The sequence below is a fragment of the Cryomorphaceae bacterium genome (assembly GCA_007695365.1).
GTDB lineage: Bacteria > Bacteroidota > Bacteroidia > Flavobacteriales_D > SKUL01 > SKUL01.
On sequence record REDV01000140.1, the window covers coordinates 36887 to 62542 of the forward strand.

Genomic DNA, 25656 nt, shown 5'->3' on the forward strand with positions numbered 1-25656 from the left:
TTATTTACCGATTCGCCAAAACCTGTTGTATGTCAACCGCCGAACTAATTTTCTAGTTCCGTTAAAATCATTAAATGAAATTTCGGCCAATTTCGGTTGATTCATTTTTATGATTTCTTCTGTGGCATTTGCGATAATGCCCGGATTGTTGTCTTCAAGCGCCTTTTTAGTGAGTCGAATGCAAGCTCTCTCCAAAGGTCTGCTGCTGAAAGCGATGACTGTAGCTGCAAATTTTGTAATTCCATACTGGTGTGGTGACGACCAGCAACCGCCGCGAATCTCATTGTACAGCAGAAAGGGTATCATCTCGATAGGGTAATCTTTCAGACCCTCTCTCCACTCGCTTATAGCGCGTTTTGAACGAGCGTTACCTTCGAGTTCGCACCTTTGCAACAGTTTTGCAGCGTCATAAGAATCTTCAACACGCTCAAACTGGTTTGAGCCATAGTGACCGTATATGCTTCTGATGGTATTGCTGAATCCGGTAATAAAAGCGCGTTGAGGGTTAAGCTTTTTTGCACCATTCATAAAGTCACTGGCTTTTCCAGCCCCTCCTGAAACACCTATACGTCGAAGATAGTCAATTGAGTCTTGTGTGCTCGCTGGTTCGATATTAATAACTGTTTGTGGTCGGCCCAGTTTTTTGGCTATGAGTTTAGAAATGTGACAGTCAATACGATCGCCCAATTTGTCGTCGTATTTAAAGGTTACGAATTGGGTGCGCTTCAATGCCTTTTTTGATGTGCAGGCGGCAATGAGTCTTGAATCCAGACCACCAGTCAGAGTGAGGTATATGTCGTAATGTTCTGCCAGTGAGTCAATAATGTGTCGAATTTCATTGCTCGCCCTTTGTAGTTCTTTGTTTGGGTCGTCTGTCTTTTCAAAATCTGTGGGTCTGGGCCAATGTCGTTGTACCCTCCAGGTATTGGTGTGTAATGCAAAATTGGGAAGAAGCCGGGCCACGTCGTCAGTTCTTGTGAGACCAGCCGGGTATGATTGACAAGCCAGGGTGCAAATGGGGTCTTTCAGTGCTGCTCTCAGGTACTCATCCGAAGGGTTTTTAATCAAGCTCCAGGTGGAGGCGATAACAGGGTGGTCCAGTGAATATACTGCTGCAAGTGCCCCCAAGGGGTCCAAATCAAATCTGGCTACGTTCGGAGAATCTATAAAGGAAACATATCGACCTCGAATGGTGCTGAGCCAGTCTGAAAACCCCGAATCAGCTTCGGTGGCACTGCGTGGTAGTTTGATTTGAGCACCGTGTTTGAGCAGGCCGTGATCATCAATGGCGGTTCCCAGCAGAAATCCAACATGTCGTTCCTCTTCGTCCGTTAACCGGATCATCGGCAAATCCGGACACGTGTAGAAATGCCATTTGTTCAATGAATTTTGTGCCCAACCCTCGCCGCCTTGATTGCTTGCGCCAGCGCTAATGAAGAACTGAAAATAATGAAAATGATCTGAGTATAACGGTGGGGCTATCAGAGAGTCACTGTTATGCGAGATGGCGGGCCGGCTTCCTCCTTCGTGGTGCTGATCTGTAGTCATTAAGGGGTGTTGCTTGGTAAATTTGTCATCGGGTATGGCTCACAGGAATCTATCTGTTGTTGGTTGTAACGTCAATGTACGATGAACTCAGAATTGAACCACTTCAACCGCATACGCGCAAAGGTAGTAATCCGATTGTTGCCTCTTCCAAAATTCAGATGCATGGAAATCCCTTTCCTGCAATTGTAAAATGGCTTTGGCGAGGGGCTGCAGGTTACACCCTGTCCTGAAATACCCACCAGAGCTCAGGTTCCAGCACAAATAACACAAGTGCTACCGTTTTGATATGTAGTATTGGTTTCATCATACCTGAAGGTACGGAGATTCGGGGCGATTAGTCAGCGCATTACGAGGCACGGTGCTTATGGGTTCATTATCGGACAAATTGTGTTTTTTTGTAACGTCCGTACCCGGTCAGGCAATGGAAGACACACCCGTATATACAGCCATTATTGTTGATGACGAGCAGCATGCCCGCGCCAATCTGGCCATGATGCTTTCGGATTATTGCCCGGATATACGCGTGGTGGCCGATGCAGGGAGCGTGGAAGAAGCCGTACGGGTTGTTGATACGCATCGTCCGCAGTTCATTTTTCTGGATATTCGGATGCCTTCGGGAGCAGAGGGCTTTACACTGTTGCGCCAACTACCCGAATACCCATACCTTGTGGTTTTTGTCACCGCATTCAGAGATTATGCCCTGCAGGCGCTCAATGCCAACGCGGTGCATTACTTGTTGAAGCCTGTTGATCCTGAAGACCTGCAAGCCGCAGCCGAAAAGCTTCGCAAGTTGGCGGGAACCATCCGCAACAATCCAAACGAGCAACAGGCCTATCAGGAAAAGCTATGGCAGTTTCTGGAGGAGCTTTACGGCGAACGGCAGCGCATTGCCATTCACCATGCCCGCGGCATTCGCATGGTGAAAGTGGCCGATATTGCTTACGTACAAGCCGAGGGGAACTGTGCCCTTATTGTACAGAGGGATGGCAGCCGCTACCTCGATACACGCACCCTCAAGGTGTATGAAGAACTGCTGCCTGCTTCAACTTTTCACCGTGTGCACCGATCCTACCTGGTAAACATGCAATGTGTTTCTGAGCTGACCCGCAATGACCACCCCGAACTTTTACTGACAGATGGCACCCGTATTCCCGTATCGCGCACCCGCATTTCGGAGGTGATAGAAGCCCTTTCGGTATCCCGATAAACCGTTTACTCAATCATAGACGTCATTCGCTCAACCAATCCCTGGGTTGGCCATCTGGCCGTTGTTCAGCCTTGAAGCTATGCCTAACTTCAGACCATTCGAACCCTCAAAAACCCATAATTATGAAACTACGAGCAATGATTGTTGACGACGAGTTCAACGCGAGCAGCAACCTTCAGATGATGTTGCAGGATTTTTGTCCGGAGGTAGAAGTAACAGCTATTTGCAACTCAGCCGCCGAGGCGAGGGAGGCATTGGAAGAGCACGATGTAGATGTGGTATTTCTCGATATTAAAATGCCGGGTGAAGACGGGTTTTCAATGCTTTCGTCACTTCCGTCGCACGATTTCTCAGTGGTTTTTACCACCGCGCACAACGAATTTGCCCTAAAGGCTTTTCGGGCAGGCGCCATTGATTACCTGGAAAAACCAATCAGTGTAGATGACCTGCAGCAGGCCGTGGCCAAGGTCATGCGAATGCATCAGGCGGGGACTACCAATACCTCAGATTATCCCAGCCTTGAAGAAATGTTCAAGCATATTTCCGCCCAGCGCAATCCCGAAAAAATGGCCATCCCCACTCGCGACGGCTATTTGATTGTGGACAACAAAGAGATAGTGCGCCTGGAGGCATGCGACAGCTACACCAACATTTACCTCAGCAACGGCAAGCGTTATATGAGCAGTAAAAACATCAAGGTGTATGAAGATATGTTGAGTAAACGCGACTTTTTCCGCACCCACAAATCGCATATCATCAATGCGCGCCATCACCTCAAGGAATTCAGCCGCGCTGACGGTAATTTTGCTATCTTGTCCGATGCCTCAACAGTTCCGGTGTCACGTCGTAAGTTACCTGAATTTTTGGGGCACATCGCCAGTTTCTGAGGGGTGTTCACAATGTATTGTTATGGCTCAGCGGCTCTTGATATGCATGGTAAGCTTGTTGGTTGCGTTGGCAGCCGGGGCACAGCAATTTGGTTTTATCCACCACAGTATTGAAGATGGACTCGCACAAAGCCAGGTGCGTGCAATAGCGCAAGACAGCAGGGGTTTTTTGTGGTTCGCCACCATGGGTGGGGTGAGCCGTTTCGACGGAAATCAGTTTTTGAACTATGCCGCCTCCGATGGCCTTGTTGACAACCAGGTAAATTGCATCTATGAATGCTCAGACGAAGGCTTGTGGTTTGGGTGTTCCGGCGGTATTTCAGTTTTCAATGGCACACGATTTTTTCCTTATCCGCTACCCAAGCCATGGCAAAACAATATGGTATTGAGCCTCGTGGAAGAATCTCCCGGCAAACTACTGATTGCCACCAACGGAGGAGGGCTGATTCGCTTTAATACCGCTACAGTAAGCTACGAGCAGGTGGACGAATTCACTTCCGACTCGTTTATCCGCATTCTGTTGCGCACACCCTCTGATGACCTGCTTGTGGGAGGCAGGTCCGGGTTGTATCGCTCCCCCAACTTTCAACTGGACAAGCTGGAGCCTTTGTTGAGCGGGGTGAGCATCAGCGACGTGGTGCTTGGCGACGACGATCTGGTTTGGGCAGCCAGTTTCGGCAGTGGCGTGTTCAGGCTTGAAGGCAATACCGTGCAAAATATCACGGAAGGAGAAGGTCTGCAAAACAACTTTGTGCGCGAAATTTCCCGCGACCGTGACGGAAACCTGTGGGTGGCGTCGCGCTCCGGATTGAACAAACTCACATCCGATGGTCAGCCCAAATTCACCACCAACATCGGGCTGAACTACGAGAACATCAAAACACTTTTTCTGGATCGCGAAGAAAACCTCTGGATTGGCACCGACGGTAAAGGTGTGTTTCGGTTTACCGGCGAACGATTTGTTACATTTTCGCAGCGCGACAGTCTTGTGAGCGACATTGTGATGGCAATTCAGCGAGACAGAAACAACCATTTATGGCTGGGATCTTACGACAACGGGGCATGCCGTATAGGTCCGGAAGGTGTGCGCGGCTTCAGTACCGACAACGGGTTGCTGCACAACACTATCTGGAGCCTTCAGGTTGACGTAAAGGGGCATGTGTGGTTCGGAACCAACGTTGGAATCAGCCGATACGACGGTCGCAGTTTTACCAATTACACAGGTCCCACTGCCGACACCTATTTTGACCGTGTTACTGCTGTGCGCGAAGACTCTAAAGGGCGCATGTGGTTTGGAGTAGTAAACGGTGTTGCGCGCTATGAAAACGGCAGATTTGTGCCCGATTCGCTGATGCCTGATTTTCCCGGCAAGCGGGTCCGCAACATCTTTGAGGATACCAACGGCACGATGTGGTTTGGTACCGAAAACGGATTGGTAGCCTCCGCAAATGGCAGTTACAAGCTCTACGCATTACCCGATGACCCCCGCAACCAGGTGGTGTACAGTTTGGCCGAGGACAATCAACAGCAATTATGGGTTGGGAGCAAACGCGGTCTATTTGCCTTGCAAGGCGATTCTTTGGTGCAAGTGGTATTTAGCAGTGGATTTGGCTCCAATAACATCAACTTTTTGGCTCACAAGCTGGGGCTGTTGTACATCGGTACCAATAATGGCCTGTTTGTGCTGGATACGCGAAGTTACCATGCGAATGGGGAAGTAAAAACACAGCACTTCACCGATCAGGAGGGTTTACCCAGCCTGGAGTGCAACCAAAACGCAGTATTTCTGGACGACGACGGTCATTTGTGGTTCGGAACTACCGAGGGCGTGATTCGCTACGACGCCACCGAAAACCCTTTTGACGCAGTGCCTCACGAGCCGCGCGTGCTTATTAACAGCGTGAAACTTGTGCTGGAAGACCGAAACTGGGAGGAGATTGCCGCAACGATCGACCCGCGCACCGGGCTTCCTATCGGATTGGAACTGGACCCCACCAACAATCACCTCACTTTTGAGTTTGTGGGTTTGTATTTTAGCAACCCCTCCAAGGTTGAATTTCAATACATGCTCGAGGGAATCGATGAAGCCTGGTTGCCGGCAACCTCCACCAACTACGCAACCTATGCTTCATTGCCACACGGAACCTACCGTTTTAAAGTGCGTGGCCGGATTGCTGGCAACGAGTGGACTGAAACCTACGACTCTTTTGCTTTCACCATTCTCACACCTTTTTATCTCACCTGGTGGTTTATTCTTTTGCTGGTGATAGCCCTCATTTTATTGGTAGCGGCCATAGTTACTGCGCTTCTTCGTCAGGAAGCACGCAAACGCATTACCCAGCAGCTCGAGTACACATCCCGTATGCTTGCCCTTGAGCAGCAAGCCCTCAACTCAAGCATGAACAGACACTTTATATTCAACGCGCTCAATTCTATTCAATACTACATCAACCGGCAGGACCGGCTCAGCGCCAACAAGTACCTTTCGAGCTTCGCCAAACTGATCCGCAAAAATCTCGACAGCTCGCAAAGCAATTTTACCACCCTCGCCGATGAACTTGAACGCATCAACCTCTATCTTTCCCTCGAAAACATGCGCTTTCCTGATAAATTTGAATACCACCTGCAGGTGGATCCTTCCATTGATACACATCATGTGAAAATTCCAGCCATGCTTTTTCAGCCATACCTGGAAAACAGTATTTGGCACGGAATCCTCCCCAAAAAAGAAAAAGGCAACCTCGAATTGACGGTGCGTAAACAAGGAGAGGACGTAGTGATTCGGATTACCGACGATGGAATAGGGATTGAAAAAAGCCGTGAGATGCGGGCATCTACCGAAAATCAACACATACCTCAAGGGATGTTGATCAATCGAAACCGTATTGACCTTTTCCGAAAGATGACCGACCAAAACTTCGGTATTGACGGGCCTCACGACCGGGTTAGCCCCGACGGTGTAACCCTGGGAACTGTGGTAGAAATCACATTTCCGTTAAAAAGTGTGATGGAAAACGGTGTAGGTACTTGATTTTCTCGCGGAAAATACTTAGGTTTGTGAGGTAAGTTTAAAGGACATGAAAACATCTCGTATCATACTTTGGGTTTTTGCGCTGGGGTTGATGACTTCCTGCGAGAAATTTGAGCTCAATGAGCACTGCCCGAAAGACGACCCGTCTGTGGATGCACAGCAGGCCCGGGCCATGGTGAACGATGATTCCGATCAGGAAGACGGCGTGAATCGTGCACTGGGTAATACCCTTGACGCCACAGGCGATCCGCTAATCCAGCAAAACTCAACTTCGGGAGGCAATACGGGAGGAGATCAAACCTCCGACGACGATTTTGTAAATGATGACAGCGACAACGAAGAAGAAGTAACCACCGCGAAGCAGCCCTCGGGTTCTTCAGGAGGTGGGAACGGCCCCAAATCAGGCCGCCCATAATTATACAACTCCAAGAGCATTTTAAAGCGTGGAAATTTTAACCTTCCACGCTTTTTTTATGCCATCATTTTCGTATCTTGAAGAAGTGATGACAATGCTCTATACCCTGTATTCATTCGTGTTGGATGATCCAATGCGGGATTGTACCAAAGTGGAAACCGGGCCAATTGTTGTTCGAAAAGCCAAACCAAAATTTCGTAATTCTTTACATGTCTAACAAGGCCTCAGACCAACTTTTCAACCTTATAAAGTCGCTCACCACCCCCGAGAAGCGATATTTTAAGGTGTACTCAACTCGCCATGCCACGCTTGGCTCCAAAGGTGTTTATCTCAAGCTTTTTGAAGCCATTAATAAACAAGCCGAGTACGACGAAGAGGCCATCCTGAAAAAGTTCAAAGGGCAGGCCATTATCAACCGGTTTTCCATCTCCAAAAACAGACTGTATCACAGCATTTTACGAGCGCTCGACTCTTACTACTACGACAGTTCTGTGGACGCTGATTTGCGCAGGTTGCTTCACTCAGTTGAAATTCTCTACAAAAAGTCGCTCTACGATCAGGCCTTTAAGCTGATGAAAAGTGCCAAGCGCATCGCCTACGAGCAACAGAAGCACACCATTCTGATTGAAATCCTGAACTGGGAGAAGATGCTGATTGAAAAAGACAACTACGAAGGGGTATCGCAAGAGTCTATCGATGAAATCCTGAAGGAGGACAAGCGGATTGCAAGCCTGATTGATGCATACAATGAGTTCTGGAATGTAAAAAGCCACCTGTTTCACCTGCTTTTTCGCAAGGGCAAGGCACGTTCCGAAGAAGAGATTCAGGAGTTCAAGGCACTCATGGATCATACGCTCCTGCACCGTTCAGACGACGAAATATCGGTACACACCCGTTACCTCTATTATCACATTTACAGTGCGTATTATTTCGGTACAGGTGATTACAAACAATGTTACAGTTTTCTCACCAAAAACATCGCTTTTATTGAGGCAAACAATGTGCTGTTTCAGGAGGAGCCCAATACCTATGTGTCGGTACTGACCAACGCCATTTATGTGGGGATGCAGCTAAAGCGCTACGAAGAGGCTTTTGCCTACCTCGAAAAGTTGCGACGTGTGCCCGAGAAGCTGGTGATTCCGCAAAACGAAAATCTTGAAATACGGCTTTTCAGCTCGGCTACAAGTATTGAACTGGCACTCTATGCCCTTACTGGCGAGTTTGAAAAGGGCCTCGATATTATTCACGAGGTGGAAAACGGACTGGTGCGGTTTTACGACAAGCTGAGCAGTGTGCGCAAGGCAGCCTTTTACTTCAGCATCGCCATTATCTATTACGGTGCCGGCGACTTATCGCAGGCGCAATACTGGATCAACGAATTGCTCAATACCATTAACGTGGATGAAAGCGAGGATATTCACTGCTTTGCCCAGATTATGAACCTGATCATTCAGCTCGACAGGGGCAAAAACAAGCTGGTGCCCTACGCCCTCAAAAGCACGTCGCGTTATCTTCAATCGCGCAACCGGGTGTACAAATTTGAATCGGTAGTGCTCGATTTTATCCGCCGATCGCTCAAAGCCCGCTCCATTGAAGACCGCGAGCGCATTTACGAAGACCTTGTTATCTCCCTCAAGGAGTTGCGTGCCGATCCATTTGAGAGCACGGCTTTTGAGTACTTTGATTTTGTGAGTTGGGCCGAAAGCAAGCGCTACAACCGACCGTTTAAAGAGCTGGTAAAAGAAAAAGCGAGCCTGGGAGCTTAGTCGTTTTTGAGGCCATCCCAGCCCTGAGCCGTAAGCGGGTGCTGGGTTTGGTCGCGCGTTACGAGCACAGCTCCTGCCGAAGCTGCTGTTATGTGACCAATGGGTGTGAAGTGCGGGTCGTTGCGCAGTTTCTCGTAATCATTTGGGTGAATGGTAAAGAGCAACTCGTAATCTTCGCCACCGTTTAGTGCGCACATCGTGGGGTCGAGATTAAAATCGCGGGCGCGATCGGCGGTCATGGGATCAATCGGAATTTTCTCTTCGTAAAGTGCGCAACCCGTGTTGGAGGCCTTGCACAGGTGCAGAACCTCCGAGGCAAGGCCATCGCTGATATCAATCATCGAGGTGGGTTTCACACCGCGCTCAGCAAGGGTTTTTACCACATCGGTGCGCGGCTCGGGTTTGAGCTGCCGCTCCAGAATGTAGTCATTGCCTTCCAGGTCGGGTTGTACTCCTTGGGTGCTTTGAAAAACAGCTTTTTCGCGTTCCAGCAACTGCAGGCCCATATAGGCGCCGCCCAAATCGCCGCTCACCATCAGGATGTCGTTTTCCTGAGCGCCCGAACGAAACGCCACATGTTCCGAAACGGCTCTACCTACTGCGGTAATGCTGATGACCAGCCCGGAGCGCGATGAGGTGGTGTCGCCACCCACAATGTCTACCCCGTATCGCTCTGCTGCCGAGCGCATACCTGTGTACAGCTCTTCTACGGCTTCCAGCGTGTACTTGCTAGACAGTGCCAGCGATACCAACACCTGCTCGGGCAGGGCATTCATGGCGCAGATGTCTGAGAGGTTTACCACAATGGCTTTGTACCCCAGGTGTTTGAGGGGGGTGTAAACCATGTCGAAATGTACGCCTTCAACCAGCATATCGGTGCTCAGCAGGAGCACTTCATTGCCCGCCGAAATCACCGCAGCGTCATCACCTACGCCCAACAGGGTAGATGAATGGTGATTTATTAATCCGTTGGTAAGATGGTCAATCAGGCCAAATTCGCCCAGCGCCGAAATAGGGGTTTTGTCTTTGTTTTCAAGCATGGGAGCAAAGGTAGGAGGTTTTGGGGAGTGTCAATCAATGGATATGGTGCAGCAGATGATGGGAGACTCGCACCGATTAAATTAAGAACAGCGGCTACTATGCCCTTCAAAATGGACCACGCAAATGCCGGGTTTGCGAACCGGTGGGCAGTGATTCTTCATCCTTAAGACAAACGCCGCACTCCTTACAAAGTACGCCCGATGCGGAATAACCTCTTTTTTTCGGTTAACTTTCGCCACCTTGCGCATACGAGCAATCCAAAACGGGCGTTTAGCATAACTCCATGAGTCTTTACTCACAAAAACAACGTTGGAAACTGCTGCTGCTATCACTGGCTGCAGTTATTATTGGGGTATCCATGTGGTACTCCAACCTGATGGTTACCAATGTTCGGACGGATGAACGCCGCAAGGTAGAGCTTTGGTCGCAAGCTATTGAACAACGCGCAACACTTGTAAACTATACCAACAAGCTGTTTGATACCCTCCGAAATGAGGAGCGCAAAAAAATGGATACCTGGGCCAAGGCAACAGCTCGAATCAATGTGGCAAGCAACGAAGAGCTTACCTTTTTGATTGATATCATCACCAAAAACACCACCATTCCGGTAATCATTGCTGACGCTGCAGGGAACATAGTCACAGACCACAACCTTCCCGATCATTATTCTCATGAACAGAAGACAGAGGCGCTGCAGAAAATGAAGAACCAATACCCGCCCATTGAGATTGACATTTACGCGGGTATGAAGCAGTATTTGTACTACCGTGACTCGCGTATTATCACAGAGCTTGAGGATGTGCTGGGCGACATTATCAATTCATTTATCAACGAAACGGTGATCAACGCGGCTTCTGTGCCGGTCATTCTCACCGACTCTACCATGACAAGAGTCATCAGTCATGGAAACATTGATCCTGTTGTGATGGCCGATTCGCTGCAGCTTCAGGAGAGAATTCGCACCATGGCATTGGCAAACCCGCCTATACAAGTAATGCTGGGCGATCAACAGCATTTAATTTTTCACGAAGACTCTGTGATTCTCACCCAGCTGCGTTATTACCCCATCGTACAATTTGTGATTATCGGACTCTTTTTGCTCATTGCTTATTTGCTGTTTAGTACCTTCCGAAAAGCTGAGCAAAACCAGGTTTGGGTGGGTATGGCCAAAGAAACCGCGCACCAGTTGGGTACTCCGCTCAGCTCGCTGATGGCATGGGTGGAACTGCTCGACGCAAAAGGCGTGGATGAAGAAACCCTCAAAGAGCTGCAGAAAGACATTGACAGATTAAACACCGTAACCGAGCGCTTTTCGAAAATCGGTTCCAAAACCGAACTTGAACGCCTCAATGTGCGCGAAGTAGTTCACGCCACACTGCGCTATTTGGCACCGCGGGTCAGCAGTAAAGTGCAATTCAGCATTGCGCCCGACGAAGAAACCGAAATCATGGGACAGGTAAATGCGCCTCTTTTTAGCTGGGTGATAGAAAACCTCTGCAAAAATGCCATTGATGCCATGAACGGCGAAGGCTTCATTCATGTTGAAATTTTTGAAGAAGGAGCCTGGGTGATTATGGACATAACTGACACGGGAAAAGGTATTTCGAGAGCAAATCTCAAGGCCGTTTTTAAGCCCGGCTATACCACCAAGAAAAGAGGGTGGGGACTGGGTTTATCGCTCTCCAAGCGCATTATTGAGAACTATCACCACGGCAAAATTTTCGTGAGGCGCTCAGAGTTGAACAAGGGAACCACTTTCCGCATTCAACTGCGCAGGTGATGGCCGGAGTGTACTTTCATATTCCTTATTGCAAAAAGGCCTGTCACTATTGCGACTTTCATTTTTCTACCAACACACGTACCCGCTCCGCCATGGTAGATGCCATGGTGCGTGAGCTGCAATTGCGCCATCACAGCCTGAAGGAACGGAGCATAGAAACCATCTACTTTGGCGGTGGTACGCCCAGCTTGCTAAGCCAAGCGGAAATCCAAAACCTGATTCAGGCCGTAGCGCAACACTTTGTCATATCAGACGATGCTGAAATTACCCTTGAAGCCAATCCCGACGATCTTCAACCCGAAACCCTGAGCGCTTTGCGCAGCGCAGGCATCAACCGGCTGAGCATCGGAATCCAATCGTTTTTCAATGAGCACCTGCGCTGGATGAACCGCGCGCACAGTGCGGAACAAGCCAAACGATGTATTCCGCTGGCACACGAGGCAGGTTTTCAAAATATTACTGCTGATTTGATTTATGGTTTCCCGGGGCTTTCCGACGAGCAATGGGATGAAAACATTTCTACACTCATCGCACTTGGTGCACCGCACATTTCATGCTACAGCCTTACCGTTGAGCCCGGCACCGCGCTGCATCATTTTGTTGAAAGCGGCAAGCAACCTGCGCCCGATGATGACGCACAGGTACGGCATTTTCTGCACCTGGTTCAACGCCTTACCGGGGCCGGTTATGAACATTACGAGGTGTCGAATTTTGCGATTCCCGGTTATCGCTCAAGGCACAACAGCGCCTATTGGAGCGCTGCGCCTTTCCTCGGAATCGGGCCGTCGGCACATAGTTTTACAGGAACCGAGCGCTGCTGGAACATCGCCAACAATCACCAGTATCTGAAAAGCATAGAGCAGGGGCAATTACCTCTCACGTGCGAGCCGGTAACCCAACAAACAGCCTGTAATGAGTATTTGCTAACGGGTTTGCGAACGGCCGCAGGTATAGACCTCAACCACGTGAAGACTCATTGGAGCTACCCCGTTGAAGAACGTTTTGCAAGCTACATTCAAGGTCTGGTAAACAACGGCAGAGCGACCTGCAGTCAAGGTAAACTCAAGCTCACCACCGAGGGCATGCTCTGGGCAGATGCCATTGCTGCTGAGTTTTTTCAAAACGATTAGTTTTACTCGTAGCTGCCCACAGGTCGTATAACCTGATAAACCCCACTTAGGTCGTAAGTGCGGTAACGACCAGGGGCATTGCGGTGTTCGCCGCCATAGCTGAGGGTGGTGCCAATCATTCGCTCTTCGTCTTCCCAGTACACAAAAATGCCGCTGTGCACGGTTCCGTAACTATAGTTAACGTGATAGAGCCAGTCGCCCGGGGCAATGTCGAACAGGGTTGCATAAGGCCCTGTCTCTTTTGACTGAAAAACAGTTTCGCGCTGGGCCGAATACCCTGCCCGCCTGAAAACTTCGTTGATATAATCCCAACATGATCCGCGCACAATTAATCGCTCTTCCAACGCCATTTTTCTTCCTTCACTCAATACGGAACGGGCTGCGCTGTCCGCATCCCACTCTGCGCGCAGCAATGGGTCGCTGGGTGGCGACGGAATCTCTGCTGATTCTGCGGACTTCGGAAAATCAATGTGAACCCCATCAACGCCAATGGGCGGCGAGCTTGCCGGTGGAGGAGTCATGGCAATGTTCTTTTTGCTTCCGCATGAAGTCAGCACAGCGAAAGCAGCAAATAGCACGCAAGTATGGAAATAGAGCAATCGCTTAATCATCCTCTGCTTGCATAGGATTGTTTGGATCCGCAATGGCCTTACCGCTGCGAGACTTTCTCCACCACCAAATGACGCCAATCATGAGTGCCCCTGAGAGCATGGCAAAGTACTGGTCGGGATGACCGGTTCCCCACTCTTCAACAGCCGGGCTCATTGCTCCGCGAGCAATGGCAAAGTGTAGGCAAACCGCGGTGGCGTTGTTGATAAAATGGGCCAATACGGGCACCCAGATGGAGCCGCTCCAAACCAGCATATAGCCGAATAATGCGCCCAACATCATGCGGGGCAGAAATCCGTAGAACTGAAAATGAAGGGCGCTGAAAAGAAATGCGCTGATCCAGATGGCCGCGTGGTAGCTGCCGGTCCAACGCCTCAGGATGTTCTGAATACCCGCTCTGAACATCAGCTCTTCGCCAATGGCGGGAACCAACGCGATGAGAAACAGATTTATAAACAGGCTGCTCCACTGCGTGTCTGCGAGAATAGCCTGGGTGAGTTCGGCCGCCTGTTCTTCCGCCGCCTGAAAAACATGCTCAAGCCATCGCAGCGCTTCAGGAAACTGCACCGACTCGTTCCAGTGCACCATCAGGTTGATGGGCAGCATGGCCAGTACCATCAGCAAAACAGTGTAACCAAAACTGCGAGCATCGGTGGGCTTCTGCATCCACAGGTAGCGTTTCCAGTCAACCGAAACGAGCTGCGCAAACACCAAAGGGGGCAGCACAAACAAACCCAGGTGTTGCAAAAACAACAGCAGTTTGTTGGCCGAAACTACATTGGGGTCGTTGTATTGCCGCAACACGTTGAGGTCTTCCATTACATTCAAGCCCCAAATGGATTGAATGACCAGGTTTCCCAAACCAATAAACAGCGAAACCGAAACAAAGCCCAGCAACATAAGAACGATGAGTTGTACAAAGGGGTCGTAACGTTGAAAGATGGGAGTTTTCACAAGGCTGTGATTTTGTACCTTTGCCACTGGCTTTAATACCTGAAAGCGTGGCGAAGATAGGAAATATTGAACTCGGAGAATTCCCGTTGCTGCTCGCACCTATGGAGGATGTGAGTGACCCACCTTTTCGCGCTTTGTGCAAAAAGTACGGCGCTGATTTGATGTTTACAGAGTTCATCTCTTCCGAAGGGCTCATCCGAAATGCGGCAAAAAGCACACAAAAGCTCGATATTTACGAGTATGAGCGCCCGGTGGGGATTCAGGTTTTCGGTGCCGAACTGGAGCCCATGATTGAGTCAACACGCATCATTACAGAAACCAACCCCGACCTTGTGGACATCAACTTCGGATGCCCGGTGAAAAAAGTAGTGTGCAAAGGTGCCGGAGCCGCCATCCTTCAGGATATTCCTAAAATGGTGCGCCTCACCGAAGCCGTGGTCAAAGCCACCCATCTTCCGGTAACCGTAAAAACCAGGCTTGGCTGGGATGAATCCACCAAATACATCGTAGAAGTGGCCGAGCGCCTTCAGGATGTAGGAATTCAGGGCTTGTCCATTCACGGTCGTACGCGCTCGCAGATGTACAAAGGCGAGGCCGACTGGTCCCTGATTGCCGAAGTAAAAAACAATGCCCGTATGCATATTCCGGTGTTTGGAAATGGGGATATTGACTCGCCACAAAAAGCCGTGGAATACAAAAATCGCTACGGTGTGGACGGGGTGATGATTGGCAGGGCCAGTATCGGCTACCCTTGGGTTTTTCGGGAAATTAAACACTACCATCGCACCGGCGAAATGTTGCCTCCGCCCACTGTGGATGAGCGCGTTGACGCTGCTGCACAACACCTTGAAATGTCGGTGAAATGGAAGGGCGAACGATTGGGCGTACTCGAAATGCGCCGTCACTACGCCAACTACTTCAAGGGCCTCAAAAACTTTAAGCAGGTTCGAACAGCGCTGGTTGAAATGGATAGCTCAGCAGAAATACTTGCCTGTTTGGATGAGGTTCGGCTCAACTATTCGGATGCTGACTTTGCGGCTATTTAGCTACCTTTAAGCCGGTAAAGCCAACCTGAACCAACTTGAAAAAGCCATTACTCGTCCTTTTCTGGATGTTGACGTGCGTTGTTTGCGCGGCAGGCAATGAACTCGACAGCCTGCGCAGAATAGCGCCTCAACTGCCCGATTCTCAAAAGGTATATGTGTACAGCGATTTGTGCTTTGGCTACCGCTTTGTGAACAGCGATAGCGCGTTGTATTTTGGCGAGCATGCACTGAAACTGGCACTACAGCTCAAAGACCAGCGCGGGCAGGCCCAGGCTCTGAACGACCTCGGGATCATTTACGCCGATCGCAATGAATACGATACATCGCTGGAGCTGTACGGTCAATCGCTCGAAATCCGCACAAAGCTTGCCGATACCCTGGGCATCGGAGCGCTGCACAACAAAATGGGCATCATCCACCAGAAGAGGGGCGCGTACCATACGGCCATCGAGCATCAACTGCAGGCGCTTCGCAAGTTTGAGTATTTGGGTATTGATCCCTATGTGGCAACGTGCCAAAACAATGTGGCCATTCTCCACTTTAACCTGAAGCAGTACAAAAGAGCACTTGCCATGCACCAGGAGGCTCTTGAAACACGCAAACGCCTCAACAATCCCGAAGCCATTGCCATGTCGCACACCAATATTGGCAATGTGTATCTGGAGCTGGGCGATACATCACTTGCCGACGCTCAATACAGCATGGCAGCGGAATTATACAACCAGCTCAACCTGCCCGAGGGAGAATCTACCAACCTCCACAATCATGCGGGTTGTTTTCTTCATTCAAACCCCGCACGGGCGTTATCCATGCTGAAGCGGGCGCTTGAAATTCGCACGAGGCTCGACGATGATAAAATGCTTGCCTCCACCCATGCGCTCATTGGCAATGCCTTGTCGAACCTCGGACGGCATCAGGAGGCTTTGGGCCACTTCAGAACTGCCTTGAAACGCTCGGAGGCAGCCGGTGTAAGCGCAGAGCAGATCAACGCCAATGAGCAGATGGCGAGGCTTTTTCGGAAGTTGGGTAACGCAGATAGTACCTACTTCTACCTGGCGCGCTCGGCCGCGCTGAAGGATTCTGTGTTCAATGAATCCCTTCGGCAGGATTTTGCAGAGCTTCAGACCCGCTACGAGACCGAACGAAAAGAGGCCAGCATTGCCTTGCTTACCGAACAGAACAAGGTGGCAGACCTTAAAGTGCAACGCCAACGAAACCAAATGATATTGCTCGTTACGGGCTTTTTTCTTCTGCTGCTAACGGGCTCTCTGGCCTATCTGCGGGTGCAGGCCCGACGTCGCGCGGAAATTGCCGAAGCCACCCTTCGTGAGCGAGAGGCCGGATTGCAGGCCGTAATCACCGCCACCGAAGCTGAGCGCAGCCGCATTGCCCGCGACCTTCACGATGGCGTGGGTCAGCAATTGAGTGGCTTAAAAATGGCGTGGCAAAAGCTTACCGACGATTTACAAACTTCAGAAGCAGCTGGGAAGTTTCACATTCAGGGGCTTACAGAAGTGCTCGACTCGGCATGTGCCGATGTGCGCGAGATTTCGCATCGCATGATGCCGCGCTCATTGGAGCGTTACGGACTACTGCCTGCGCTCGAAGACATGGTTACCAAAACCTTTTCGCCGACTTCCATCACATGTTCGTTTGAGAAGTTTGGCGTACAAGAACTTAGGCTGACAACCGAAACAGAATTGGCTGTGTACCGTGTGGTTCAGGAGTTGGTTTCCAATATCCTGAAACACGCAAACGCCACCGAAGTGCAGGTGCAGGTGCTGAAAAATGCCAACCAGTTTATCGTGATGGTTTCCGACAACGGAAAGGGCTTTGATCTCCATGCGTCGGGTAAGGGCATGGGCTTGCGCAACATGGAAAGCCGGTTGCGCGCAGTAGGGGGCGACATTCATTTCGACACACAACACGGCACACATGCCACCATTCGCATAATTATACAACCATGAACAAGATTCGCCTTGCCATTGCAGATGACCACCCTTTGGTGCTGGACGGTTTACGCTCGCTGATTGACGGTGCCTCCGATATACAACTCGTGGTGACCGCCGAAAATGGCGCGACCCTGCTCCACAAGCTCATGCATCAAGACGCCGATGTGGTGCTGATGGATATCGATATGCCGGTGAAAAATGGTATTGAAACCACAAGGGATATACGTCAGCGTTATCCTCAATTAAAAGTACTTGTGCTCACCATGCATGATGAGCCGGCCATGATACGTGAGCTGGTGAATGACGGCGCCCAAGGCTACCTGCTCAAGAATTGCGGAAGGGACGAGCTTTTGCTGGCCATACGCACGGTTCGCGAAGGCAAGCCCTACTTTTCGGGAGAAGCGGCTGTAAAGCTGTTGCAGTGGAATGAGGGCCCGGCAATTCCTGAGGAGCTGAAGGAACTTACCGAGCGTGAGCTTGAAGTGCTAAAGGCGATTGCTGAGGGAAAATCCAACAAGGAAATCGGGGATATGCTCTTTATATCACACCGCACGGTAGATACCCACCGCACCAACCTGATGAAGAAGCTGGATGTTCACAACATCGCGGGGCTTGTGCGAATCGCCATGCGGAATGGATTGATCGAATAACACGTTGTTTTTTGAATCCGCATGGTACATTTTATTGTGCATGAAACGCAATTTGGTCAAGTCAGTCTCTTCGGGCACCACTCCTCTGATTTCCTGACCTACCCCGGTATCGGCAACTCGCTGACCATTTTAAGAATAGCTGAAGACATTGTTAAAAACTCTTTTTCATCCCCTTCCCCAAATTTCTTCATATTTGTACGAACGGGTTAGAATGAATGGGTTATCACTATTCTCTGTGTGGAAGTTGTAAGGAAAGTCAGGAATAATTAAAGTTGAGCATGGAAATAAGCAGACTGAAACCGAGAAAGGCGCTGAATAAAGCCTTTTTGAAACAACTACAAAAACTGACATGCTAGATTTTACTCATCTCCATCCTATTCTTGTGACAGACATTCAAAGCCATTTTGAAAATGGACTCTATACTGATGCTGTGCGTTCAGCAGTAATTACGTTTAATGATGAAGTCAAGAGGTACATCAAGAGCATTTACGAGTTGGAATTGGATGGTGCTGATCTGATGCGTAAAACTTTTTCTAGGCAGAAGGGATTGCTAAAGTTTTCAGAGGATGATACTGAAACTACCCGAAATGTTCAAGAGGGGTACTGTACAATCATGGCCGGTGTTATGCAAGGAATCAGAAATCCAGTCACTCATGGAAACGAGTATTTCTCGGAGATTGAATGTGCAGAGATACTGGTGATGATTAGTCATTTATTGCGTATGTTCGACGGAGCTAAGGTTAATAATAGAATCCATTTGGATGGTCTTATATCCAAAATACGTTCTCTTGGGCCCGAATCATTCATAAGAAGCGACAGAGGAGATAAAAGGCGATGGGTGGTCATCGAAGGCACCATTCACCACATTCATGACGGGCAAACTCACGGGCGTATTGGCAAGCTTAACGGGTACCTAAACAGTCCTCGTAAAGTAGATGGGAAAAACATAAGCAGTTACAAAAAAGGCAAAGAAATCGTTTCATAGGTCATTCGGATCCTTGACTTGAATATTTTATATCATTAACTCAAAGAACATGAATCAATCAAAGCTATACGGCGCAGGAGACAAAATAATGAAGCTTGTTAAGGATGAAGTTATTAGTATTCCTACGCACCAATTAAATATTCTGGATGTGGGTTTCGGAGATCCTGGTTCATTTTTTCTATTCTTCCACCTTTGTCCTTTCAATCAATATTGGGGAGTAGACCTGCTTGAAGAACAGAAATTTAAACTATCATACCCTGTAGCACTAATTAAAGAATCTGGTGAAGAATGTATTACCAATGGTTACGATTCTGTATATGTGAGATACTGTACTTTTTACAATTGCATTATTAAACAATTTAATAATAAAGTAAGTCCACTTCTTTCGGAGCAAGATTTCAAGAAAATTTTCAACTTCCACTTTGAAATGCCTGTCCAGCAGTATTTGACTGATGGTGTCAAGAAGGATTATCGTCCGAATCTACTTGTGTTGTCTAATTTTCTTCATTGCTTGAATGACAAGAATGAAGCGGTTAATGTCTTTAGTAGCCTTATTGATTTTGTGAGTGATGATTGCTTTATTTTTATACAGGTATATACAGAGCCGCCGTTAGGGCAAACAAAGCTAGTATTCACAGAAGATGATTTAAAATTATTTGATTCACGTCTAAATGTTAAATGTAAGTATCCTGATGGGCAGTTTACCATAATTGCTGGAAGAAAGAGAGCGTAAAATGCACCCCATCTCGCGCAAGCATTAGCGCAGCGGTGCTTGTGTGAATGAGTTTTTCCACTGTTTTCGCATCTATCCATTTAATCGCTTTCTAAACGCCTTCATTTCAGCCTTTGTGCCGGGCGGAGAAATTGGCCACCGGGCTTTGCGTGCCATGATGGTTCTCAACTTTTCTGATTTTGTTCCGATGATGATCGTATGAGCTTTGTTATTCGGCTCTCCAAGATTTTCGGGATCTGAAAAAATGGGGTCGTACTCAACTTCTTGTTTTGGACAGTCTAATTGGTGGATATTTCGCCATTCCTCCACTTTGTGACTATAAACGAAGTAGTGCTTTGGGTCTTTAAAATTTGTTGTTCCCGTTTTGTACTGCTTCCCCAAGCGACTTAATGTTTCTTTGGGCGTTGAATACGCCGACCAGTCACAGGATTTATTGGGCCCCTTTTCAGGTGTGTTACCAAGCGCAGCCTCCTTGGGTTGAGGCTTTTGATCTTGGGTTTTGTGCGTTACATTCTGGTGATGAATAAAGAAATAAAGATCATCTGCATCAGGTATTTCTTCCTTTTCAAACATACTGTCATTAGCGGGAAAGGGCAGTCAGGTAACCTACTACATCATCAGGAAGCGGCTTATCCAATTCAATTCCTCCTTGCCGCCCCAATTCTTCTCTGTACTTATCGAAGTAGAAATATGCGATTTTGGATGCGGGATTTCGGAAATTTATCAGCATAAACGCTTCTGACAAACGCCAAACCACGTCAATCGATCCGTCGGGACACGCGTTGATTTCTGGAAAAGACAAAATCAGGTTCTGCTGGTCAGAGAGACTTTTAAATGCTTTTTTCAAAAAGGCTAAAGCATTCTCTATATTTTCTGATTCTGGTTTAAGCGCGTCATTCTCATCCCAATTGGCAACTAAGGATTCGAGCTCTGTTCTTTCTTCTTTCAGCTGTTGATTGAAATGATCATAGTCCTTGTTGGACGAACGTTCGAAACCCACTACAACTTTCATCTCGCTTCTTGGAGCATACGCCCATTCAGAGTCAAGAAACTCTTTGCTGTACCCTTGGTCGAGCGGCAACTTGGGGCGATCGAAGGAGTGAATCTTGTCGGTTATAAAACGGTTATTGAATGTGGAGTTCATCTTTCAATTCAATTTTTATTGCTCAATGAATGTAAAAGCACCTGATTTGCGCATCTGATCTTCTTTTTTTAGTGCCCGATCAATATGCTGCTTTATTTCCTGCAACTGCGAGCGCGTTAAACTTACATAGAGCTCTTTCTGACCGTCAGCATCACGCCGTGCAAGTTTTAGTCGATGAATAATAATGGCATGTTCACATTCCAAAGATGGATCCTCGTCATCAAACAAGAGGCGAATATCAGAAATCACTCTGCAAGAATCATAAACATGCTCTGATTCATACAACAAGCTGGTTGCCTTCAGTGCACGACGAATAACAATTGCTTCGTCGTATAAAAGCTGCACCCTTTCTGCGATTTTTTCCGCATTACCAAAATCCTTTTCTTGAAGCTGGTCACTCAATGAAGAGTAGAAGTCTTTAAAAAACACTTCTGACGTATCATTTTGACGGTATCGGAATGAAATCATTCCTAAGATTGCCTCTATCGCATGCCTATGTTTTGTTTCTTTAATCTCGGCAATCCAATTAACAATATCCTGAATTTTAGGCGTAGTATCTTTGCTTAATCCACCTTTAAAAAGATCACTTAGTTTATCAAACTCCTTCAGTTCCAAATCACCAATGGTAATAAATCCGGATAGATGATTTTCTGGAATGTTTATTCTGGCCACAGCAGGCAAGTTAACCAATTTGCGTACAACAATACGAATTATCGGAAAAATGTCCTAAATAGTTAACATTATTTGGTCGGGGAATTTCTGCGTTTATTCCTTTCATGAACATTTACTTTACCTTCTGGTTCCTTTCCAACGGCATTTCTGGTGACCATGCTCCGCGCTGCTTTTTTCCCCAACTCCACTCGCGCGCGATTGCATCGCGTGCGCTTATGTACCCCCCGTACCCGCGAAGCCCTGCTTCGTGGGGAGTTACTGTGGCAAGTTTTACTTGCCAATACCCCCGCTGCTGCGCGAAAAACAATTCGACGCAGTCCATTCCTTAACGAACCACACGTCTGATTTCCTGACCTACCCCGGTATCGGCAACTCGCTGACCATTTGTTCGGTGCGACGGCCGAGATCTGTCCAAACGTTGTGGAAGTTGGCGGTGGAGGAAAGCGGCGCTTTCAGGCTGAAGTAGAATTTGATTTTGGGCTCGGTGCCGGAGGGGCGGGCTGTAATCTTGCTGCCATCCTGCAGCACAAATTGCAACACATTGCTTTTGGGCAATCCGATGGGTTCGCGCTGGCCATTTTCAAGGTTCAGCACCTCCTGCGACTGAAAGTCTTTGCGAAGCATCACAGGCACACCGCCTAATTGTTGCGGCGGCTGGGTGCGCAGCGTTTCCATCAACATTTTGATTTCCTCCGCGCCATCTCGACCTTTGCGGGTAACGGAAACCAGCGATTCACGGTAACAGCCGTAGCGTGCGTAAATATCCAGCAGCAATGCATAAAAACTGCTGCCCCGGCTTTTGGCCCACGCGGCAGCTTCGCACAGCATGACCGACGAAATCACGGCGTCCTTGTCGCGGACCAAATCGCCCACGAGGTAGCCGTAGCTCTCTTCGCCCCCGCCAATAAAAACCTCCGAGCCTTCTTTGCGCGCAATCACGTCGGCAATGTACTTGAAGCCGGTGAGCGTTTCGTAGGTGTTTACGCCGTAATCGCGGGCTATTTCCCCGAGTAAATCAGAAGTTACCACCGTTTTGCAAACAAACTCGTTGCCCTGCAGTTTGCCCAACTCCTTCCACTTTTCGAGCAGGTAGTAAATCAGCACCGAAGCAGCCTGGTTGCCGTTGAGAAGTTCCAGCTCACCCTTCAGATTGCGCACGGCGATACCCACGCGGTCGGCGTCGGGATCGGTACCGAGAATAATATCCGCACCGGATTGTTCACCCTGCGCAAGCGCCATGGCAAGGGCTTCGCGCTCCTCGGGGTTGGGCGATTTTACAGTAGAGAAAGCCGGGTCGGGATGGCTTTGTTCCTTTACAAGGGCAGTGTGCGTAAAACCGGCTTCGCGAAGCGCATCGGGAACCAGCATCACAGAAGTACCATGCAATGGGGTGAAAACCACCTTCAATTCGGAGGCTGCCTGAGCGTCGTTCAGGAGGTACAAGTTGCGGATGGCCTGCAAATACATGCGGTCCATTTCCTTTCCAAGCACCTGTATAAGCGACTCGTCAACATCGGTTCGCACCTGTTCGATGCCTTCCATTTTTCGCACTTCGGCGATGATGTTGGTGTCGTGCGGAGCCACAATCTGCCCGCCATCGTTCCAGTACACCTTGTAGCCGTTGTACTCGGGGGGGTTGTGCGATGCCGTAACTACAATGCCCGTGGTGCAGCCCAATTGGCGCACGGCAAACGACAACTCTGGCGTGGGTCGCAGGCTCTCAAACAGGTAGGCCTGCACACCGTTGGCTGCAAACACCTCGGCGGCGGTACGCGCAAACTCCGCGCTGTTGTACCTGCAATCAAAAGCAATGGCTGCTTTTGGATTTTCAATGCCGCATTGCCGGATGTAATTGCAAAGCCCTTGTGTAGCCATGGCAATGGTGTATCGGTTTACGCGGTTGGTGCCGGGGCCCATGATTCCGCGCAAACCACCGGTGCCAAATTCAAGGTCGCGGTAAAAAGCCTCGGTGAGCTCGTCCGATTGGTCGGCCATCATCTGCTGCACCTGTTGGCGTGTTTGTTCGTCGTAAGGAGCTTGTGTCCAGCTTTGCGCTCTTTGCAGAACGCGCTCTTCGGTTGGTTGACCCATGCTAAGCGGTGAATTTTTTAACGTACCACTGTACGGTTTTTTCAATTCCTGATTCAAAGTTTTCGTCGGCGCGCCAGCCCAGCTCACCTTCAATTTTGGTGGCGTCAATGGCGTAGCGCTGGTCGTGACCCGGCCGGTCTGTTACAAAGTTGATGAGCCGCTCATAGCTCCCTTCTGCATCGGGGTGAATGCGGTTGAGCATCTCGCAAATGGTGCGGGCTATGTAGAGGTTGTTGCGCTCGTTTCGTCCGCCAATGTTGTAGGTTTCGCCCTCGCTGCCTTTTTCAAAGGCGAGTAAAATTCCCTTGCAGTGATCCAGCACATAGAGCCAATCGCGAATGTTGCTGCCGTCGCCATAAATGGGAATAGGCTGTGCAGACAAGGCCTTGCGGATGATGGTTGGAATGAGTTTCTCATCGTGCTGCTTCGGACCGTAATTGTTGGAGCAGTTGGTGGTAACCACTCCCAGCCCGAAAGTGTGAAAATAGCTACGCACAAAATGGTCGCTGCTGGCTTTGCTGGCGCTGTACGGACTGTTGGGTGCGTAGGGAGTGGTTTCGGAAAAGAGACCCGTTTCGCCCAGGCTTCCGTAAACCTCGTCGGTAGATACGTGCAGGAAGCGCGCGTGTTCCATACCCGCTTTGCGCTGATGCGGCGCGTCCATCCAGTACTTTCGGGCCACTTCCAGCAGGTTAAAGGTGCCCACCACGTTGGTTTGCACAAAAGCCTTGGGGCCTGTAATGCTGTTGTCCACGTGCGATTCGGCCGCGAAGTGAATCACGCCGTCAATTCGGTGCTCGCTGAAAATGCGCTCAACCCATTCGGTATCGCAAATATCTCCCTGCACAAAGGTGTAGCGGGGGTGGTTTTCAACTTCCTTTAGATTTTGAAGATTGCCGGCATAGGTGAGCAAATCGAGGTTCACGACGTGAACATCGGGTCTGGTTTCCAGCAGATGCGGAACGAAATTGGAGCCAATAAATCCTGCTCCTCCTGTAACGAGTATATGGGTAGGGTTCATTTCTGTGTGAGTTTTTGAAGACATTCGCTCAGGGCGTCCTGCCACATGGCGATGCAGAGGCCAAAGGTAGCCTGAATTTTTTGCGTGTTCAGCACGCTGAAAGCAGGTCGTTTGGCGGGCGTGGGATAGTCTGCCGTGGTACAGGGCTCCACCCTGCAGTTCAGACCCACCTGTTGCATGATTTCGGAGGCAAAGTGGTACCACGTGGTGGCGCCGCTGTTCACAAAATGGTACAGCCCCCCGTATTCGTTGGGGTTGTTTAACAACATGGGCACCATTTGCAACAAAGCCTCTGCAAGGTGTCCGGCGTAGGTAGGACAACCGTGCTGGTCGTTCACCACGCGCAGCGACTCCCTTTCAGCGCCCAGCTTCAGCATGGTTTTTACGAAGTTGTGGCCGTATTGGGAATAAAACCACGCGGTGCGAATGGCCAGGTTTTGTGGACAAGTCCGCAACACCGCTTTCTCGCCCAGGAGTTTGGATTTTCCGTAGGCACCCTGCGGTCCTGTGGCGTCGCTTTCCAGGTAACCGGCAGCATCTGCCGTGCGATCACCACTAAATACATAGTCGGTTGAAATGTGCACCATTCTCACTGCAAGGCGTGCACATACTCGGGCCAGCACTTCAGGGATGGTGGCGTTTGCGTGCAAGGCCTCTTCGGTTTCTGTTTCGGCGCGATCTACGGCGGTATAGGCCGCAGTGTGAATCAGCAGGTGAATGCCGTGCTTTTGTATCCAGTTTTCAACCTGTGCTTCATCGGCAAGATCGAGGTCATCACGGCGCGTAAACTCAAAGCGAAATTCAGAACCGGCATCACACACATCTCGCAGGCATTGACCCAATTGGCCAGATGCTCCCGTTACCCATATGCTTGCGTTTGTTGCTGACATGCCGCAAAAATAGGGTTTTGGGGTTGTCCGGTGAGGGTTTTGCGTGGCTTGTGCATCAAGGTTCAATCATCTAGGATGACACATTCTTGCCAACCCTACATTCA

At 49.3% G+C, this 25656-nt stretch carries 23 protein-coding genes; 12 read left to right on the forward strand and 11 right to left on the reverse strand.

The window, feature by feature from the left end:
• Complete coding sequence (locus EA392_14235; protein ID TVR36878.1) at window positions 1-1548, reverse strand: hypothetical protein; 1548 nt, start codon at window positions 1546-1548, stop codon at window positions 1-3.
• Window positions 1549-1912: 364 nt separating this feature from the next.
• Between EA392_14235 and EA392_14240 the strand changes: the two genes are divergently transcribed.
• From EA392_14240 to EA392_14260, 5 genes are all read left to right on the forward strand, one after another.
• Window positions 1913-2755 carry a response regulator gene (locus tag EA392_14240; protein ID TVR36879.1) on the forward strand — a complete coding sequence of 281 codons (843 nt, stop codon included), beginning with the start codon at window positions 1913-1915 and terminating at the stop codon, window positions 2753-2755.
• A 122-nt stretch (window positions 2756-2877) separates the two neighbouring features.
• Window positions 2878-3642: a DNA-binding response regulator gene (locus EA392_14245; GenBank protein TVR36880.1), complete on the forward strand. Its 765-nt coding sequence runs from the start codon at window positions 2878-2880 to the stop codon at window positions 3640-3642.
• Window positions 3515-6673 (forward strand): hypothetical protein, encoded by a 3159-nt coding sequence (locus EA392_14250; protein ID TVR36881.1) that lies wholly within the window; start codon window positions 3515-3517, stop codon window positions 6671-6673. The genes EA392_14245 and EA392_14250 overlap by 128 nt, the downstream gene beginning before the upstream one ends.
• Window positions 6674-6764: 91 nt before the next feature.
• Window positions 6765-7088, forward strand: coding sequence for a hypothetical protein (locus EA392_14255; protein ID TVR36882.1), 324 nt, complete (start codon window positions 6765-6767; stop codon window positions 7086-7088).
• Window positions 7089-7213: 125 nt separating this feature from the next.
• Window positions 7214-8854 (forward strand): hypothetical protein, encoded by a 1641-nt coding sequence (locus tag EA392_14260; GenBank protein TVR36883.1) that lies wholly within the window; start codon window positions 7214-7216, stop codon window positions 8852-8854.
• On the opposite strand, the gene thiL is transcribed toward EA392_14260, so the two are convergent.
• On the reverse strand, window positions 8851-9894 hold the full coding sequence (thiL, locus tag EA392_14265) for a thiamine-phosphate kinase (GenBank protein ID TVR36884.1): 1044 nt from the start codon (window positions 9892-9894) through the stop codon (window positions 8851-8853). The two genes, EA392_14260 and thiL, sit on opposite strands and share 4 nt — an antisense overlap.
• Before the next feature lie 284 nt (window positions 9895-10178).
• Between thiL and EA392_14270 the strand changes: the two genes are divergently transcribed.
• Both EA392_14270 and hemW read left to right on the forward strand, forming a co-directional pair.
• Window positions 10179-11675 carry a sensor histidine kinase gene (locus tag EA392_14270; GenBank protein TVR36885.1) on the forward strand — a complete coding sequence of 499 codons (1497 nt, stop codon included), beginning with the start codon at window positions 10179-10181 and terminating at the stop codon, window positions 11673-11675.
• Window positions 11675-12805 carry a radical SAM family heme chaperone HemW gene (gene hemW / locus EA392_14275; GenBank protein TVR36886.1) on the forward strand — a complete coding sequence of 377 codons (1131 nt, stop codon included), beginning with the start codon at window positions 11675-11677 and terminating at the stop codon, window positions 12803-12805. The genes EA392_14270 and hemW overlap by 1 nt, the downstream gene beginning before the upstream one ends.
• Window positions 12806-12807: 2 nt before the next feature.
• On the opposite strand, the gene EA392_14280 is transcribed toward hemW, so the two are convergent.
• Together EA392_14280 and EA392_14285 are read right to left on the reverse strand one after the other, a co-directional pair.
• Complete coding sequence (locus EA392_14280) at window positions 12808-13416, reverse strand: hypothetical protein (protein ID TVR36887.1); 609 nt, start codon at window positions 13414-13416, stop codon at window positions 12808-12810.
• Window positions 13409-14395 carry a CPBP family intramembrane metalloprotease gene (locus tag EA392_14285; GenBank protein TVR36888.1) on the reverse strand — a complete coding sequence of 329 codons (987 nt, stop codon included), beginning with the start codon at window positions 14393-14395 and terminating at the stop codon, window positions 13409-13411. Before EA392_14285 ends, EA392_14280 begins: the two co-directional genes overlap by 8 nt.
• Window positions 14396-14415: 20 nt before the next feature.
• Here EA392_14285 and dusB point away from each other — a divergent pair, with 20 nt between their 5' ends.
• The 5 genes from dusB to EA392_14310 all read left to right on the forward strand — a co-directional run bounded on the left by dusB (window position 14416) and on the right by EA392_14310 (window position 19734).
• Window positions 14416-15414, forward strand: a complete 999-nt coding sequence (gene dusB / locus EA392_14290; GenBank protein ID TVR36889.1) for a tRNA dihydrouridine synthase DusB — start codon at window positions 14416-14418, stop codon at window positions 15412-15414.
• Between the two features lie 65 nt (window positions 15415-15479).
• Window positions 15480-17381 (forward strand): hypothetical protein, encoded by a 1902-nt coding sequence (locus tag EA392_14295; GenBank protein TVR36890.1) that lies wholly within the window; start codon window positions 15480-15482, stop codon window positions 17379-17381.
• Window positions 17378-18016, forward strand: a complete 639-nt coding sequence (locus EA392_14300; protein ID TVR36891.1) for a DNA-binding response regulator — start codon at window positions 17378-17380, stop codon at window positions 18014-18016. The genes EA392_14295 and EA392_14300 overlap by 4 nt, the downstream gene beginning before the upstream one ends.
• Window positions 18017-18365: 349 nt before the next feature.
• Window positions 18366-19001: a TIGR02391 family protein gene (locus tag EA392_14305; protein TVR36892.1), complete on the forward strand. Its 636-nt coding sequence runs from the start codon at window positions 18366-18368 to the stop codon at window positions 18999-19001.
• A 49-nt stretch (window positions 19002-19050) separates the two neighbouring features.
• Window positions 19051-19734 (forward strand): hypothetical protein, encoded by a 684-nt coding sequence (locus EA392_14310; protein TVR36893.1) that lies wholly within the window; start codon window positions 19051-19053, stop codon window positions 19732-19734.
• Window positions 19735-19806: 72 nt separating this feature from the next.
• On the opposite strand, the gene EA392_14315 is transcribed toward EA392_14310, so the two are convergent.
• The 7 genes from EA392_14315 to rfbD all read right to left on the reverse strand — a co-directional run bounded on the left by EA392_14315 (window position 19807) and on the right by rfbD (window position 25552).
• Entirely contained in the window at window positions 19807-20307 is a 501-nt protein-coding gene (locus EA392_14315; GenBank protein ID TVR36894.1) for a hypothetical protein, read from the reverse strand.
• A gap of 7 nt (window positions 20308-20314) precedes the next feature.
• On the reverse strand, window positions 20315-20878 hold the full coding sequence (locus EA392_14320) for a hypothetical protein (protein TVR36895.1): 564 nt from the start codon (window positions 20876-20878) through the stop codon (window positions 20315-20317).
• Between the two features lie 15 nt (window positions 20879-20893).
• A complete protein-coding gene (locus EA392_14325; GenBank protein TVR36896.1) occupies window positions 20894-21568 on the reverse strand; it encodes a hypothetical protein in 675 nt (224 codons plus the stop codon).
• 94 nt (window positions 21569-21662) lie between these two features.
• A complete protein-coding gene (locus tag EA392_14330; GenBank protein ID TVR36897.1) occupies window positions 21663-21872 on the reverse strand; it encodes a hypothetical protein in 210 nt (69 codons plus the stop codon).
• Between the two features lie 32 nt (window positions 21873-21904).
• On the reverse strand, window positions 21905-23641 hold the full coding sequence (locus tag EA392_14335) for a phospho-sugar mutase (protein ID TVR36898.1): 1737 nt from the start codon (window positions 23639-23641) through the stop codon (window positions 21905-21907).
• Window position 23642: 1 nt separating this feature from the next.
• Window positions 23643-24662, reverse strand: coding sequence for a dTDP-glucose 4,6-dehydratase (gene rfbB, locus EA392_14340; GenBank protein TVR36911.1), 1020 nt, complete (start codon window positions 24660-24662; stop codon window positions 23643-23645).
• The gene (rfbD, locus tag EA392_14345) at window positions 24659-25552 is read right to left on the reverse strand and encodes a dTDP-4-dehydrorhamnose reductase (GenBank protein TVR36899.1); all 894 of its coding nucleotides are present in this window, start codon (window positions 25550-25552) and stop codon (window positions 24659-24661) included. The genes rfbB and rfbD overlap by 4 nt, the downstream gene beginning before the upstream one ends.
• Window positions 25553-25656: the final 104 nt, after the last annotated feature.